The organism is Methylomonas sp. PHL2-19, from assembly GCF_059331595.1.
In genome coordinates this window covers 4085337-4100860 of record NZ_CP196839.1, presented here as the reverse complement: position 1 = coordinate 4100860, position 15524 = coordinate 4085337, and the positions used below count along the sequence as shown (strand labels likewise).

Genomic DNA, 15524 nt, shown 5'->3' with positions numbered 1-15524 from the left:
GGCTAATGAAGTGAAAAACGGTTTATCTGGACAAAAACCTACAAATTAGGCAGAATTCGTTCTTATTTAGCTAATTTTTGTTCGACACCGGCAATGGCAAACCTCACGGTTCTCAATGGACCCAATTTAAATCTGTTAGGCGTCCGGGAACCTGGGCTTTACGGTAGCAAAACATTGCAAAGCATTCAGCAGGGGATGGAGCGGTTGGCCCAAACATTGGGGCATCAATTAAATTTCCTGCAAAGCAACGCCGAGCATGAAATTGTTGAACAAATTCATCAGGCTTATCGGCAGGGCGTCGATTTTATCATTATCAATCCCGCCGCATTTACCCATACCAGCGTGGCTATTCGCGATGCCTTGCTGGCAACCAAGATTGCATTCATAGAAGTACATTTATCGAACGTGCATGCCCGTGAGCCTTTCAGGAAGCATTCGTATTTTTCGGATATCGCCGTCGGCGTTATCTGCGGATTGGGGGCGAACGGTTACGAATTGGCTTTGCAAGCCGCTCATCAGATATTACTAGAGAGAACTCAGAACAATGGATATTAGAAAAATAAAAAAACTGATTGATCTTATCGAGGAATCCGATATTGCTGAAATAGAGATTCGCGAAGGCGAAGAATCAGTGAAAATCAGCCGTTATTCGGCGGCTGCGCCGGTGCAATATGCTGCCCCGGTGGCTTCGGCACCGGTAGCGGTTGCTGCAGCCTCCGCCGCGGTCGCGCCAGTGGAAGAGAAAGTCAGTGGTCATGTTGTGAAGTCGCCGATGGTCGGGACATTTTATCGCTCTGCATCGCCTGGTTCAGCGGCATTTGTCGAGGTAGGTCAGTCGGTTAGCAATGGTCAAACCTTGTGCATCATCGAAGCGATGAAGATTTTGAATCAGATCGAAGCGGATAAAAGCGGCAAAATCAAGCAAATTCTGGTTGAAAACGGCCATCCGGTCGAATATGGCCAACCTTTGTTCATCATTGAATAACGGACAAAGGGGCTGGACTAATGTTTGAGAAAATTGTTATCGCCAATCGCGGCGAGATTGCTTTGCGCATTTTGCGGGCCTGTCGCGAATTGGGCATTAAAACCGTGGCTGTGTATTCCGAAGCGGATCGTGACTTAAAACACGTCAGACTGGCCGATGAAGCAGTCTGTATCGGTCCTGCTGCGTCGGCCGCCAGCTATTTGAATATCCCGGCGATTATCAGCGCCGCCGAAGTCACCGATGCCGAAGCCATCCATCCCGGTTACGGTTTCTTATCCGAAAATGCCGATTTTTCTGAGAAAGTGAGTCAAAGCGGCTTTGTATTTATCGGTCCAAGGCCTGACACCATTCGGATGATGGGCGACAAAATCGCCGCAAAAAAAGCCATGCAGGCTGCCGGTATCCCTTGCGTCCCGGGTAACGGCGATCCTTTGGGGGATGAAGAGGAAACCAATCTGAAAATGGCGCGGGAAATTGGTTATCCCGTGATCATTAAGGCTGCTGGCGGCGGTGGCGGTCGCGGTATGCGCACCGTGCATACCGAAAGCGCACTGCTAAATGCCATTGCGATGACCAAGGCCGAGGCCGGCACCGCGTTCGGCAATAGCACCGTCTATATGGAAAAGTTTCTGGAAGATCCGCGGCATATCGAGTTTCAGGTGTTGGCAGATTCCCACGGTAATGCGATACATCTGGGTGAACGCGATTGTTCCATGCAGCGCCGTCATCAAAAAGTGGTGGAAGAAGCGCCTGCGCCGGGTATTACCGAAGAGCAACGCAAACAGATGGGCGAGCGTTGCGCGCTGGCTTGCCGGGAAATCGGTTATCTAGGTGCCGGTACTTTCGAGTTTCTCTATGAAAAAGGCCAGTTTTACTTCATAGAAATGAATACGCGGGTGCAGGTCGAGCATCCGGTCACCGAGATGATTACCGGCTTCGATATTGTGAAGGAACAGTTGCGGATTGCTGCCGGCGAGCCTTTGTCGATCACGCAAGACCAGGTGAAATTTACCGGCCATGCCATCGAATGCCGTTTGAATGCGGAAGATCCGAAAACCTTTATGCCAAGCCCTGGTGTAATCGATCAATTCCACATGCCGGGTGGCCCGGGTATCCGTTGCGAGACGCATATCTATAATGGCTATAAAGTGCCGCCGTACTACGATTCCATGATCGGCAAGCTGATTGCACACGGTGACGATAGGGCTAGCGCGATTGCCCGGATGAAGACCGCACTGAGTGAAATGGTGATAGACGGCATCAAAACCAATATCCCCTTGCAACAGAGCATTATGGCTGACGCGGCGTTCGCTCTGGGTGGGCAAAATATCCATTACCTCGAAAAGAAATTGGGTATCCATTAATTCGGTATGGGCGAGGAGATGACGAAAATGGTGTCTCCTTTCCCTGCTAAACGTTTTATATAACTATGGCCTGGCATCAGCTTTCCGTTATCACCGACGAAACCACCGCTCCGGACATATCGGAGTTTTTCAGCGAATTGGGCGCGGTCTCGGTGACTTACAGCGATGCCGATGATGAGCCGGTTTACGAACCGGCCATTGATCAAACCAAAATCTGGACTCGTACTCGGGTCACGGCTTTGTTCGAGCTCGATACCGATCCGGATATTGTTCGCAACTTGTTGTTCAATCAGTTTATCGGTCAGCCTTTGCAGGAATGGGTAGCCGAGGTTTTGCAAGATCAAGCCTGGGAGAGGGCGTGGATGGAGCATTTCCAGGCGATGAAGTTTGCCAATCGTTTATGGATTTGCCCCAGCGGCCAGGAACAGCACGAGCCGGGTACGGTTTGCATGACTTTGGATCCCGGCTTGGCATTCGGTACCGGAACTCATCCGACGACTGCATTGTGTTTGGAGTGGTTGGCCGGTAACGATATTAAGGATAAAGTGTTAATCGACTACGGTTGCGGATCGGGGATTCTTGCCGTGGCGGCGTTGTTACTTGGCGCCAAGCGAGCGCATGCGGTAGATATTGATCCGCAGGCCTTGACCGCCAGTCATTACAACGCCGAAAAAAATCAGGTTCAGCAACGGATCGATTATTATCTGCCCGAACAGTTTTCCGGGTTTGCAGCTGATTTGGTACTCGCCAATATTCTCGCTAAACCGCTGATTGAGCTAGCCCCAACGATTGGTGCATTGGTCAGGCCGGGCGGGCAATTGATTTTGTCAGGCATCTTGAACGAACAAGCCGAGTCTGTAGCGGCAGCTTATCGAGAGCAGGGGTTTGTTGTGGCGCCGCCGGTCAGCCAGGAAGACTGGTGTCGATTGGATGCCCATAAACCCGACTGAATAGATGTTTAGCCGGTGTCCGCATTGCGCTGAGCAACACGAAGTTACCGTCGAGCATTTGCGGCAATCGCGTGGCTTGTTGGATTGTTCGGTTTGCGGTAAATCTTTCGATGCGTTGCGCTTCCTTAGTGAAGATAAAGATTCGCGACTGAACGACGACTTGCCGTATCCAGACCACCAAACTTTAGACCAGGGGCCGCAGACTCGGCGGGTTTGGTTTGTTGCCACCAGCTTAGTGGCATTGTTATTGGTGGCACAAATACTGTATTTCGAAGGTTATCGTTTAACTATGCAGCCTCAGCTCAGAGCACATTTAGATAAAGTTTGTGCGACATTATCTTGTCGGTTACCGCCATATAAAAATCTTGAGGAATTGAGCGTTTCGCATAGCGATTTGCGAGTTCGAAGCGATAACAGTTATTTGTTTAGCGCCGCACTTAGCAATCAGGCGCTTTTTGCGCAAGCTGCGCCGGATTTGAAGCTAAGCGTGTTGAATTTTAATGGACAGGCCATTGCGGAACGGGTGTTTAGTTCTGCGGATTACCTTCTAAAACCCACAACACTAGCCCCAGAGCAAACGGTCGAAATCCGTTTGGCTATCGTGGCGCCTGCCGCGTCAATTGGCGGTTACACCTTTACCTTACTTTAGGGCAATATGAGCTACCCGGAACTGTTTCTGAAAAAAAACGAAGACAAACGCCTGCGGCAAGGGCATTTGTGGGTGTTCAGTAACGAGGTCGATACCCAGCGCAGCCCTTTGGAGCAGTTTGCGGCAGGCGACGTAGTCCTTGTTCACGATTCTGGCGGTAAAGCTTTGGGGATAGCGTATCTGAATCCTCATGCACTCATTTGCGCGCGCTTGTTGACACGCAAAACCAATATCAAAATCAATGAAAGTTTTTTTAAAGCGCGCTTGGCCCAAGCTTTAGGGTTGCGTGAGCGTTTGTTCGATAAGCCCTATTATCGCTTGGTGTTCGGCGAAAGCGATGGTCTACCCGGCTTGGTAATTGATCGCTTTGGGGTTGTGCTTTCCGTGCAAATTACCACTGCCGGAATGGAGCGGTATAAGGATGTGCTGGTCAAGATCCTACTTGAGCTGCTGGCGCCAACGGCTATTCTGCTGAAAAATGATAATAGTCAGCGGCAGTTGGAAAGTCTCTCTTTGGAGCCTGAGCTGGTTTACGGAGAGTTGCCTGAGCAATTGCTGATTGAAGAAAACAACGTGCGTTTTATCGTTAATGTGGCAGAGGGTCAAAAAACCGGTTGGTTTTACGATCATCGCAACAGCAGGGCGCAGTTTTCTAAAGCTTGCCATGGTTTAAGGGTGCTTGATTTATTCAGCTATGCCGGTGCTTGGGGTATACCTGCCGCAGTGGCGGGCGCTGCGGAAGTGTGTTGTGTGGATAGCTCCGAGAGTGCGTTAGCTTTAGCTTCCGCTAGTGCCGAGTTGAATCAGGTGCAGGGCAAAATGCAATTCGTGCGCAGTGACGTGTTCGAGTTTTTGAAACAAGCCCGTGAACAGCAACAACATTACGATGCGATCATCCTGGATCCGCCGGCGCTGATTAAACGTAAAAAAGATTTCAAAGCCGGGTACGAAGCCTATCGGCGCTTGAATCATTTGGCGCTACAGGTTTTGTCGAATAATGGTATTTTGGTGTCGGCATCATGCTCGCATCATTTGAGTAGAGATAATTTGCATGAAATATTGCGTTCTTCGGCGCGGCACATTGACCGGCACTTGGTGTTTTTCGGTGCCGGCGCTCAAGGCCCGGATCATCCGATTCATCCGGCCTTGCCTGAGACCGATTATTTGAAAACCTTTTTTTGTGCAGTATCGAGCCGGCTATAGTCAATTATGGTGGACTCCAAGCCCCAATGCGGTCTGTGCGGTCAGCGGGTGTTGATTCCCGGATTTGAGCTCAACACTTTGCTGGGCGAAAAAAAATTCTGTTGCGAGGGTTGTCGCAGCATTTTTCAACTGCTCCATAGCGAGCAAATAATAATAACGACTCCAGAGGAGAAATAAACATGAAAGCCTGCGAATCTTGTGCAGACCGCGTCAATATCGGTTGCCATCATAAACAAATGCCGGTTATATCCAGAGCTATTGGTTTGCTGTTTATCTATTTGCCGATTTTGACCTTGCCGTTTGTGATTACCAGCGCTTATTTGACGTATTTCAGCCTGAAATTGGTCGGTGCGGAAAATGTTAAAAAATGGAGTGATTTTCTGCCGGCCAGGGCGAGCCATCGGTATGATTTAAAGAATCAGATTACGATGGACGGGTCATTCAAATTCAGCATGGCGCAATCGAAATTATTCTGGATATTGAATTGCACCTGGTATTGTCCGGTGAGTGTGGGCTTATTCGAATGGCATGCTTACTTGGTGAAAGTGGTGGAAAACTGGTGGTGTCCATTTACCCATGATCGTAAAAACAGCTATACCGACGGTGCTATCGATCAATCTTTTTGGCATATTTATCCTGAAGAAAAAGCTAAATTGCATGAAGACGACAAAACAAACCCGATTTTTACTGCCGATCCCGAAGCCTAAAAGTGTTATTTGTCTGTCATGATGTGTCACTCGGCTTTAATAAAGCTCGGGGATAATGGTTGGATTTACCGGTCAGGGCTATTGCGATTGATCGGGTTAGTAAGTAGGACAAAATTTCCATGCCGCATAACAAACAGTGCCGGTATGGGGGAAATTTAAACATCAATTCTTATTTTCGACACGGAATGAATACAGAGAATACGAAACCGGCCATTGTCTGGTCATTATGGGGTGCGGCTTTATTGCTGCTGTGCGTGGTGTTCAGGGATAGCCTTGTCGAAATGGCGACGACATGGACGAACGTTGAGGAATACAGTCACGGGTTTTTTATACCTATCATCACTATTTACCTGCTTTGGGTGCGGCGCGGCGAGCTAGTCTTGGTTCAAGGATTTAAAGCGTCGCTGCCCGGTATCATCATTATCTGCTTAGGGTTGATTCTTTTTATTCTGGGCGGGTTGGCAACCATAAAAACCATGGAGCAGTATGCTTTTCTGGTGGTTTTGACAGGCATGTTTGGCAGTGCTTTCGGGCTGCGCGGGTTGCGGGTTGGGGCTGTCCCGCTGTTGTTTTTAGTCTTCATGGTGCCGTTTCCATCTTTCATACTGAATAACCTGTCGTCAAAGCTGCAATTGATTTCTTCCTGGTTGGGCGTGGAATTTATACGCGCTTGCGATATCATGGTTTACCTGGAAGGGAATGTTATCGATCTAGGCAGCTATAAGTTGCAAGTGGTTGATGCCTGTAGCGGATTGCGTTATTTGTTCCCTTTGGCCAGTCTGGCTTTCCTATGCGCTTATCTGTTTAAAGGTCCATTCTGGCAGAAGTTGCTGATTTTTCTGTCGTCGATGCCCCTGACCATTTTCATGAACAGCTTTCGGATTGGTGTCATCGGGGTCCTGGTCGATAACTGGGGGACTGAGATGGCTGAAGGCTTTTTGCATGATTTTGAAGGCTGGGCGGTATTTTTGCTGTGCATGTTTCTGCTATTTATCGAGATGTGGGTTTTTAGCCGAATTAGTGGTAGGAAACTGGCAATGGGCGAACTGGTGCAGATTCCGGAAGAATGGAGCCACACGGCGCGTCGAGATATTGTCGCGATATTGAATAAATCGGTTTTCGCGGTGTTGCTATTACTTTGTATAGGTGCAGGCGCTTCAGAGGTCTTTAAGGGGCGGGAAGACATTATTCCAGCGCGAAAAGCGTTTTTAACATTTCCGACGACGTTGGGAAATTGGCAGGGACGTAATGACTATTTAACGCAATTTTATCTAAACGAGTTGAAATTGACGGATTATGTTATCGTCAATTTTGTTCAGCCTGAAACCCGGAACAGCGTTAATTTTTACAGCGCGTATTACCAATCGCAACGCAAGGGCGCCGTTGTGCATTCGCCGCGCAGTTGTATTCCTGGGGATGGTTGGCAGATCAGCAGTTTCGAACAGCGCGAGTTCACAGATTTGCAACTGGACGGTCAGGCATTGCAGGTAAATCGGGCCATTATTCAAAAAGGCGAAAGCAGACAATTAGTGTATTTTTGGTTTCAGCAGCGCGGTCGGATGATAACGAATGAATATATGGTCAAATGGTATTTATTTTACGATGCCATCACTATGAATCGCACCGACGGGGCGTTGATTCGCTTAGTGACCCCTGTAGATAAGGTGGAAGATATTGCCATAGCTGACAAACGGCTGCATCTATTTTTAAAAGATTTATTGCCTGAGTTACCCGCCTATTTGCCGGGTAAGATTATTGAGCCTGTTTATTCGGCTTTACCGGGTTAATCAATTAAGACGTCGGCTTCATTGCCTGACGAATTTATGCGGTTTTACGTCGATTTGACTCAAAAGAAAAGGAGCTGTAAATGAGTAGAAAAAAAGCATTGATCACTGGCATAACCGGGCAAGACGGATCTTATCTTGCCGAATTTCTGTTGGAAAAAGGCTATGAAGTGCATGGCATCAAACGGCGTTCGTCATTATTTAATACCGAACGCGTTGATCATATCTATCAAGACCCGCATATTAAGGATCCCCAATTCTTTCTTCATTACGGCGATTTGACGGATAGTTCGAACCTTACCCGTATCCTTAGCGAAATTCGTCCGGATGAAGTCTACAACTTGGGCGCGATGAGTCATGTCGCTGTATCGTTTGAGTCTCCTGAATATACGGCCGATGTGGACGGTATGGGGACATTACGGCTATTGGAAGCCATTCGTTTTCTCGGTATGGAGAAAACTACGCGTTTTTACCAGGCATCAACTTCTGAGTTGTATGGCTTGGTCCAAGAAATTCCGCAGAAAGAAACTACGCCGTTTTATCCCCGCTCGCCTTATGCGGTAGCTAAACTTTATGCCTATTGGATCACCGTTAATTATCGTGAAGCATACGGTATGTATGCCTGTAACGGTATTTTGTTCAACCACGAATCGCCGCGCCGAGGCGAAACTTTTGTGACGCGCAAAATTACTCGCGGCCTAAGCAATATCGCAATTGGTCTGGATAAATGTCTATACATGGGCAATATGGATTCTCTTCGAGATTGGGGGCATGCTAAGGACTATGTGCGGATGCAATGGATGATGTTGCAGCAAGAACAGCCCGAGGATTTTGTGATAGCCACTGGCGTGCAGTATTCGGTAAGGCAATTTATCGAAATGTCGGCTAAAGAATTGGGTGTGTCTATTCGTTGGGAAGGCGTGGGAGTGGACGAAAAGGGTTATATCGATGCTATTACCGGAGATAAAGCGCCTGGTATGGAGGTTGGACAAAACATCGTCGCTATCGATCCACGCTATTTTAGACCGGCCGAAGTGGAAACCCTGTTGGGTGACCCAAGTAATGCCAAGAACAAATTGGGTTGGGTGCCGCAGATTACCTTGCAGGAAATGGTGGCCGAAATGGTGGCTTATGATCTTGAGCAAGCGCAAAAACATGCTCTGCTGAAAGAACAAGGTTACAACGTGGCTGTTAGTCGGGAGTAACAGCATGGTAGATAAGCAAGATAAGATTTATCTGGCGGGTCACAGAGGTATGGTCGGCTCGGCAATTTATCGGCAATTGACTGAGGCTGGTTATCAAAACATTGTAGTGCGTACGCATGCTGAATTGGATTTGACCGATCAAACGGCGGTACGGAACTTTATGCAGCAAGAGTGTCCGAATCAGGTGATTCTCGCTGCGGCCAAGGTTGGCGGTATTCATGCAAACAACGAATATCCGGCTGAGTTTATCTATCAAAATCTGATGATGGAAGCCAATGTGGTCCATCAAGCTTGGCTTGTCGGGTGTAAGCAACTGCTGTTCTTGGGCAGTTCTTGTATCTATCCGAAATTCGCTGATCAGCCTATGCGAGAAAGTGCGCTGTTGACCGGGGTATTGGAGTCGACCAATGAACCCTACGCAATTTCCAAGATTGCCGGGATTAAGTTGTGCGAATCCTATAATCGGCAGTACGGCGTAGATTATCGGTCTGTGATGCCGACCAATTTGTATGGCGAAAATGATAATTTTCACTTGCAAAATAGCCATGTTATCCCGGCATTAATTAGAAAGTTTCATGATGCCAAGGTTAGTAATTCTCCGACTGTCAGTGTGTGGGGAACTGGTAAGGCTATGCGCGAGTTTTTGCACGTCGAGGATATGGCTGCTGCTTGTCTGCATGTGATGGCCTTGGACAAAGAGCAATATCAATCTTGCACTGAACCCATGCTGTCGCATTTAAATGTTGGGACTGGTGAAGATGTAACGGTGTGTGAATTGGCTGAAATCATCCAAGACGTCGTTGGTTTTCAAGGGCAAATTAACTGGGATAGTACCAAGCCTGATGGTACTCCGCGAAAACTGATGGATGTCTCAAAGCTTAAGTCTTTGGGTTGGCAACCAAAGATACCGCTGAAAGCAGGTCTGGAGCTTACCTATCGTTGGTTTTTAGAACATCAAGGCCAGTTTAAGGCGGAATAGTGTTGCCAAAATCCGTGCGCCTGCGAGGCATGTTTATCAAGTAGGGAAAAGAAAGTTTGCGCGAATAGAAATAATTTCTTGACGCGAGGATGTTGGGTGATTAGAATGAGCGGCTCTTCACTGCTCTGGCTTTTAAGTTTTAGCGGTGAAGCGGTCGACTTAGTTCGGCGGGTTTGAAGTTGTTGATTGACGGGTTTGTTTTTTTAGTTTCTGTTTTTGAAGCCACTTAAAAATAAATTTGACAAACACTGAAAACGCTGTAGAATGTGTCGGCTCAACAGGGCGAAATGCTCTGGCTCTTTAACAAACGAAATCGAAATAATTTGTGTGGGTATGTGTAGCGACTATGTGCTGTTTAAAAATAGTCGACACAGAAACCACGTCAATTCGCAAGAAAAGATGTTCTGTAGTCGAGCCAAGATTGGTCACTAATCTTATTTAGTGACAAGTTAAAATTAAACTGAAGAGTTTGATCATGGCTCAGATTGAACGCTGGCGGTATGCTTAACACATGCAAGTCGAACGGTAGCAGGCCTTCGGGCGCTGACGAGTGGCGGACGGGTGAGTAATGCATAGGAATCTGCCTATTAGTGGGGGACAACGTGGGGAAACTCACGCTAATACCGCATACGCCCTACGGGGGAAAGCTGGGGACCTTCGGGCCTGGCGCTAATAGATGAGCCTATGTCGGATTAGCTAGTTGGTGGGGTAAAGGCCTACCAAGGCGACGATCCGTAGCTGGTCTGAGAGGATGATCAGCCACACTGGGACTGAGACACGGCCCAGACTCCTACGGGAGGCAGCAGTGGGGAATATTGGACAATGGGCGAAAGCCTGATCCAGCAATACCGCGTGTGTGAAGAAGGCCTGAGGGTTGTAAAGCACTTTCAATAGGAAGGAATACCTATCGGTTAATACCCGGTAGACTGACATTACCTATACAAGAAGCACCGGCTAACTCCGTGCCAGCAGCCGCGGTAATACGGAGGGTGCAAGCGTTAATCGGAATTACTGGGCGTAAAGCGTGCGTAGGCGGTTGTTTAAGTCAGATGTGAAAGCCCTGGGCTTAACCTGGGAACTGCATTTGATACTGGGCAACTAGAGTTTAGTAGAGGGGAGTGGAATTTCAGGTGTAGCGGTGAAATGCGTAGAGATCTGAAGGAACACCAGTGGCGAAGGCGGCTCCCTGGACTAAAACTGACGCTGAGGTACGAAAGCGTGGGTAGCAAACAGGATTAGATACCCTGGTAGTCCACGCCGTAAACGATGTCAACTAACTGTTGGGTTCTTAAAGAACTTAGTAGTGGAGCTAACGTATTAAGTTGACCGCCTGGGGAGTACGGCCGCAAGGCTAAAACTCAAATGAATTGACGGGGGCCCGCACAAGCGGTGGAGCATGTGGTTTAATTCGATGCAACGCGAAGAACCTTACCTACCCTTGACATCCAGAGAATCTGTTAGAGATAGCGGAGTGCCTTCGGGAACTCTGAGACAGGTGCTGCATGGCTGTCGTCAGCTCGTGTTGTGAAATGTTGGGTTAAGTCCCGTAACGAGCGCAACCCTTATCCTTAGTTGCCAGCGGGTCATGCCGGGAACTCTAGGGAGACTGCCGGTGATAAACCGGAGGAAGGTGGGGACGACGTCAAGTCATCATGGCCCTTATGGGTAGGGCTACACACGTGCTACAATGGCCGGTACAGAGGGCTGCGAACTCGCGAGAGTAAGCGAATCCCAAAAAGCCGGTCCCAGTCCGGATCGCAGTCTGCAACTCGACTGCGTGAAGTCGGAATCGCTAGTAATCGCGGATCAGAATGCCGCGGTGAATACGTTCCCGGGCCTTGTACACACCGCCCGTCACACCATGGGAGTGGGTTGCAAAAGAAGTAGGTAGTTTAACCTTCGGGAGGGCGCTTACCACTTTGTGATTCATGACTGGGGTGAAGTCGTAACAAGGTAGCCCTAGGGGAACCTGGGGCTGGATCACCTCCTTACAAAGACGGCACACCGTTACACGTACTCACAACAAATTATTTCGATTGAAAGACGCACCTGGGTCTGTAGCTCAGTTGGTTAGAGCGCACCCCTGATAAGGGTGAGGTCGGAGGTTCAACTCCTCCCAGACCCACCAACGCATAAAAGGCGAAAGCAATAAGGCGAAACACAATCAGACCACACGCCTGGTTAGAATAACTGGCGCTGTGTCTAGTCACGTTTCGGCTTGAGTCTTGGTCTTTAGTCTGCTTTAGGGGCCATAGCTCAGCTGGGAGAGCGCCTGCCTTGCACGCAGGAGGTCGGGAGTTCGATCCTCCCTGGCTCCACCATCATGCTGAACGCTGAGGGTCAACCAGTTCGTCAAACGTAAGAAAAATAGTGGGTGAACATCAACGCTATACAGTTTTATCAGCGGCAGCGGATAAAGACTTTATAGCATTGGTATTCGTACCGATAGCTCTTTAACAATATGGAAATCTGTAACTATAGTAATGATCAGCAATGATCAACACTAAAACGAGTTGCGGTTTGAATGACGTCGTTCTCGAAAGGGAAAGGCAGAAAACAAACGGCATGTCGTTCTCAAGCAGAAAAATCAGCGAAAATGTCAGCTGACAGTATAACCAAAATACAGACGTATTCGGGTTATATGGTCAAGTGAATAAGCGCATACGGTGAATGCCTAGGCAGTAAGAGGCGATGAAGGACGTTGTAGCATGCGAAAAGCTTTGGGGAGCCTGCAAACCGGCTGTGATCCAGAGATGTCCGAATGGGGAAACCCGGCGCGCATAAGCGCGTCATCTTTGAGTGAATACATAGCTCACTGAAGCGAACCCGGAGAACTGAAACATCTAAGTACCCGGAGGAAAAGAAATCAACCGAGATTCCCTAAGTAGTGGCGAGCGAACGGGGACTAGCCCTTAAGCTAGGATAAGGTTAGTGGAACGGTCTGGAAAGTCCGGCGATACAGGGTGATAGCCCCGTACACGAAAACCTTTTTCTAGTGAAATCGAGTAGGTCGGAGCACGTGAAACTTTGACTGAATATGGGGGGACCATCCTCCAAGGCTAAATACTCCTTACTGACCGATAGTGAACTAGTACCGTGAGGGAAAGGCGAAAAGAACCGCGGAGAGCGGAGTGAAATAGAACCTGAAACCGTATGCGTACAAGCAGTGGGAGCCCCTTCGTGGGGTGACTGCGTACCTTTTGTATAATGGGTCAGCGACTTACATTTTGTGGCAAGCTTAACCGAATAGGGGAGGCGTAGCGAAAGCGAGTCTTAATAGGGCGTTTAGTCGCAAGGTGTAGACCCGAAACCGGGCGATCTATCCATGGCCAGGCTGAAGGTTGGGTAATACTAACTGGAGGGCCGAACCCACGTCTGTTGAAAAAGACGGGGATGAGCTGTGGATCGGAGTGAAAGGCTAATCAAGCTCGGAGATAGCTGGTTCTCCTCGAAAGCTATTTAGGTAGCGCCTCGTGTATCACTGCTGGGGGTAGAGCACTGTTTCGGCTAGGGGGTCATCCCGACTTACCAACCCGATGCAAACTCCGAATACCAGCAAGTGCCAGCACGGGAGACACACGGCGGGTGATAAGGTCCGTCGTGAAAAGGGAAACAGCCCAGACCGTCAGCTAAGGTCCCCAAATCTATGCTCAGTGGGAAACGATGTGGAAAGGCACAGACAGCCAGGAGGTTGGCTTAGAAGCAGCCATCCTTTAAAGAAAGCGTAATAGCTCACTGGTCGAGTCGGTCTGCGCGGAAGATTTACCGGGGCTAAGCATAGTACCGAAGCTACGGATTTACACGTAAGTGTGAGTGGTAGAGGAGCGTTCCGTACGCCTGCGAAGGTCGATTGAGAAGTCGGCTGGAGGTATCGGAAGTGCGAATGCTGACATAAGTAACGATAAAGGGGGTGAAAAACCCCCTCGCCGAAAACCCAAGGTTTCCTGCGCAACGTTAATCGACGCAGGGTTAGTCGGCACCTAAGGCGAGGCTGAAAAGCGTAGTCGATGGAAAACAGGTTAATATTCCTGTACCAGTAGTAACTGCGATGGGGTGACGGAGAAGGCTATATCAGCGGTCGGTTGGAAGTGGCCGTTTAAGCAGGTAGGCATGCATCTTAGGCAAATCCGGGGTGCTTTATGCCGAGACGTGATGACGAGCGGTTCGAAAGAACAGCGAAGTGATAGATGCCCTGCTTCCAGGAAAAACCTCTAAGCTTCAGGTTACTAGTGGCCGTACCCTAAACCGACACAGGTGGGTGGGATGAAAATTCTAAGGCGCTTGAGAGAACCCAGGTGAAGGAACTAGGCAAAATGATACCGTAACTTCGGGAGAAGGTATGCCCTCATTACGTGAAGGTCCTCGCGACTGGAGCGGAAGGGGGTTGCAAAAAATCGGTGGCTGCGACTGTTTAGCAAAAACATAGCACTCTGCAAACACGAAAGTGGACGTATAGGGTGTGACGCCTGCCCGGTGCTGGAAGGTTAATTGATGGGGTTATCTTCGGAGAAGCTCTTGATCGAAGCCCCAGTAAACGGCGGCCGTAACTATAACGGTCCTAAGGTAGCGAAATTCCTTGTCGGGTAAGTTCCGACCTGCACGAATGGCGTAACGATGGCCACACTGTCTCCACCTGGGACTCAGTGAAATTGAAATCGCTGTGAAGATGCAGTGTACCCGCGGCTAGACGGAAAGACCCCGTGCACCTTTACTATAGCTTGACACTGGACTTTGAACCTACTTGTGTAGGATAGGTGGGAGGCTTTGAAGCGGGAACGCCAGTTCTCGTGGAGCCAACCTTGAAATACCACCCTGGTATGTTTGGAGTTCTAACCTCGACCCGTTATCCGGGTTAGGGACAGTGTCTGGTGGGTAGTTTGACTGGGGCGGTCTCCTCCTAAAGAGTAACGGAGGAGCACGAAGGTACCCTCAGCCTGGTCGGAAATCAGGCAATGAGTGCAAAGGCATAAGGGTGCTTGACTGCGAGACGGACAAGTCGAGCAGGTACGAAAGTAGGTCTTAGTGATCCGGTGGTTCTGTATGGAAGGGCCATCGCTCAACGGATAAAAGGTACGCCGGGGATAACAGGCTGATACCGCCCAAGAGTTCATATCGACGGCGGTGTTTGGCACCTCGATGTCGGCTCATCACATCCTGGGGCTGAAGCAGGTCCCAAGGGTATGGCTGTTCGCCATTTAAAGTGGTACGCGAGCTGGGTTCAGAACGTCGTGAGACAGTTCGGTCCCTATCTGCCGTGGGCGTTTGAGATTTGAGGGAAGCTGCTTCTAGTACGAGAGGACCGAAGTGGACGAACCTCTGGTGTTCCGGTTGTCATGCCAATGGCATTGCCGGGTAGCCACGTTCGGACAGGATAACCGCTGAAAGCATCTAAGCGGGAAGCCCCTCCCAAGATGAGATCTCACTGGGACTATAAGTCCCCTGAAGGGCCGTCGGAGACTACGACGTTGATAGGCACGGTGTGGAAGTCCAGTAATGGGCGTAGCTAACGTGTACTAATTGCCCGTGAGGCTTGACCATATAACACCCAATGCGTTTGGGTGTCACTGACACGCTGATAAACGCAAGATAACGACACACTCGATACAGATTTCCATGAAGACAGGTAAACGGCAAATGCCGGGAAGCAAATACGCTTCAAACCTGTGCATGACGGCTGCAAAACAGCCAAACCAGTTTG

General features: G+C 49.1%; 10 protein-coding genes, 2 tRNA genes and 2 rRNA genes. All 14 read left to right on the top strand.

Annotation, left to right across the window (positions count from 1 at the left end):
* Positions 1-93: 93 nt before the first annotated feature.
* Positions 94-555, top strand: coding sequence for a type II 3-dehydroquinate dehydratase (gene aroQ, locus ACR02O_RS18860; RefSeq protein ID WP_101051646.1), 462 nt, complete (start codon positions 94-96; stop codon positions 553-555).
* Positions 545-985, top strand: a complete 441-nt coding sequence (accB, locus tag ACR02O_RS18855; protein ID WP_171694616.1) for an acetyl-CoA carboxylase biotin carboxyl carrier protein — start codon at positions 545-547, stop codon at positions 983-985. Before aroQ ends, accB begins: the two co-directional genes overlap by 11 nt.
* A 20-nt stretch (positions 986-1005) precedes the next feature.
* Entirely contained in the window at positions 1006-2349 is a 1344-nt protein-coding gene (gene accC / locus ACR02O_RS18850) for an acetyl-CoA carboxylase biotin carboxylase subunit (RefSeq protein WP_458137975.1), read from the top strand.
* A 65-nt stretch (positions 2350-2414) separates the two neighbouring features.
* The gene (gene prmA, locus ACR02O_RS18845) at positions 2415-3299 is read left to right on the top strand and encodes a 50S ribosomal protein L11 methyltransferase (protein ID WP_458137974.1); all 885 of its coding nucleotides are present in this window, start codon (positions 2415-2417) and stop codon (positions 3297-3299) included.
* 4 nt (positions 3300-3303) lie between these two features.
* A complete protein-coding gene (locus tag ACR02O_RS18840) occupies positions 3304-3948 on the top strand; it encodes a zinc-ribbon and DUF3426 domain-containing protein (protein WP_458137973.1) in 645 nt (214 codons plus the stop codon).
* A 6-nt stretch (positions 3949-3954) separates the two neighbouring features.
* Positions 3955-5151, top strand: coding sequence for a class I SAM-dependent rRNA methyltransferase (locus ACR02O_RS18835; RefSeq protein ID WP_494522175.1), 1197 nt, complete (start codon positions 3955-3957; stop codon positions 5149-5151).
* Between the two features lie 179 nt (positions 5152-5330).
* Complete coding sequence (locus ACR02O_RS18830; protein ID WP_171694620.1) at positions 5331-5858, top strand: hypothetical protein; 528 nt, start codon at positions 5331-5333, stop codon at positions 5856-5858.
* 185 nt (positions 5859-6043) lie between these two features.
* Positions 6044-7645, top strand: coding sequence for a VPLPA-CTERM-specific exosortase XrtD (xrtD, locus tag ACR02O_RS18825; RefSeq protein WP_494522174.1), 1602 nt, complete (start codon positions 6044-6046; stop codon positions 7643-7645).
* Between the two features lie 80 nt (positions 7646-7725).
* Entirely contained in the window at positions 7726-8847 is a 1122-nt protein-coding gene (gene gmd, locus ACR02O_RS18820; RefSeq protein ID WP_458137969.1) for a GDP-mannose 4,6-dehydratase, read from the top strand.
* A 4-nt stretch (positions 8848-8851) separates the two neighbouring features.
* Positions 8852-9826: a GDP-L-fucose synthase gene (fcl, locus tag ACR02O_RS18815; RefSeq protein ID WP_458137968.1), complete on the top strand. Its 975-nt coding sequence runs from the start codon at positions 8852-8854 to the stop codon at positions 9824-9826.
* 457 nt (positions 9827-10283) lie between these two features.
* Positions 10284-11817, top strand: a 16S ribosomal RNA gene (locus ACR02O_RS18810).
* Positions 11818-11877: 60 nt separating this feature from the next.
* Positions 11878-11954 (top strand) — tRNA-Ile (locus ACR02O_RS18805).
* 117 nt (positions 11955-12071) lie between these two features.
* Positions 12072-12147: transfer RNA gene (locus tag ACR02O_RS18800), tRNA-Ala, on the top strand.
* Positions 12148-12469: 322 nt separating this feature from the next.
* Positions 12470-15364, top strand: a 23S ribosomal RNA gene (locus tag ACR02O_RS18795).
* The 16S and 23S rRNA genes sit together here with 2 tRNA genes alongside, the layout of an rRNA operon.
* Positions 15365-15524: the final 160 nt, after the last annotated feature.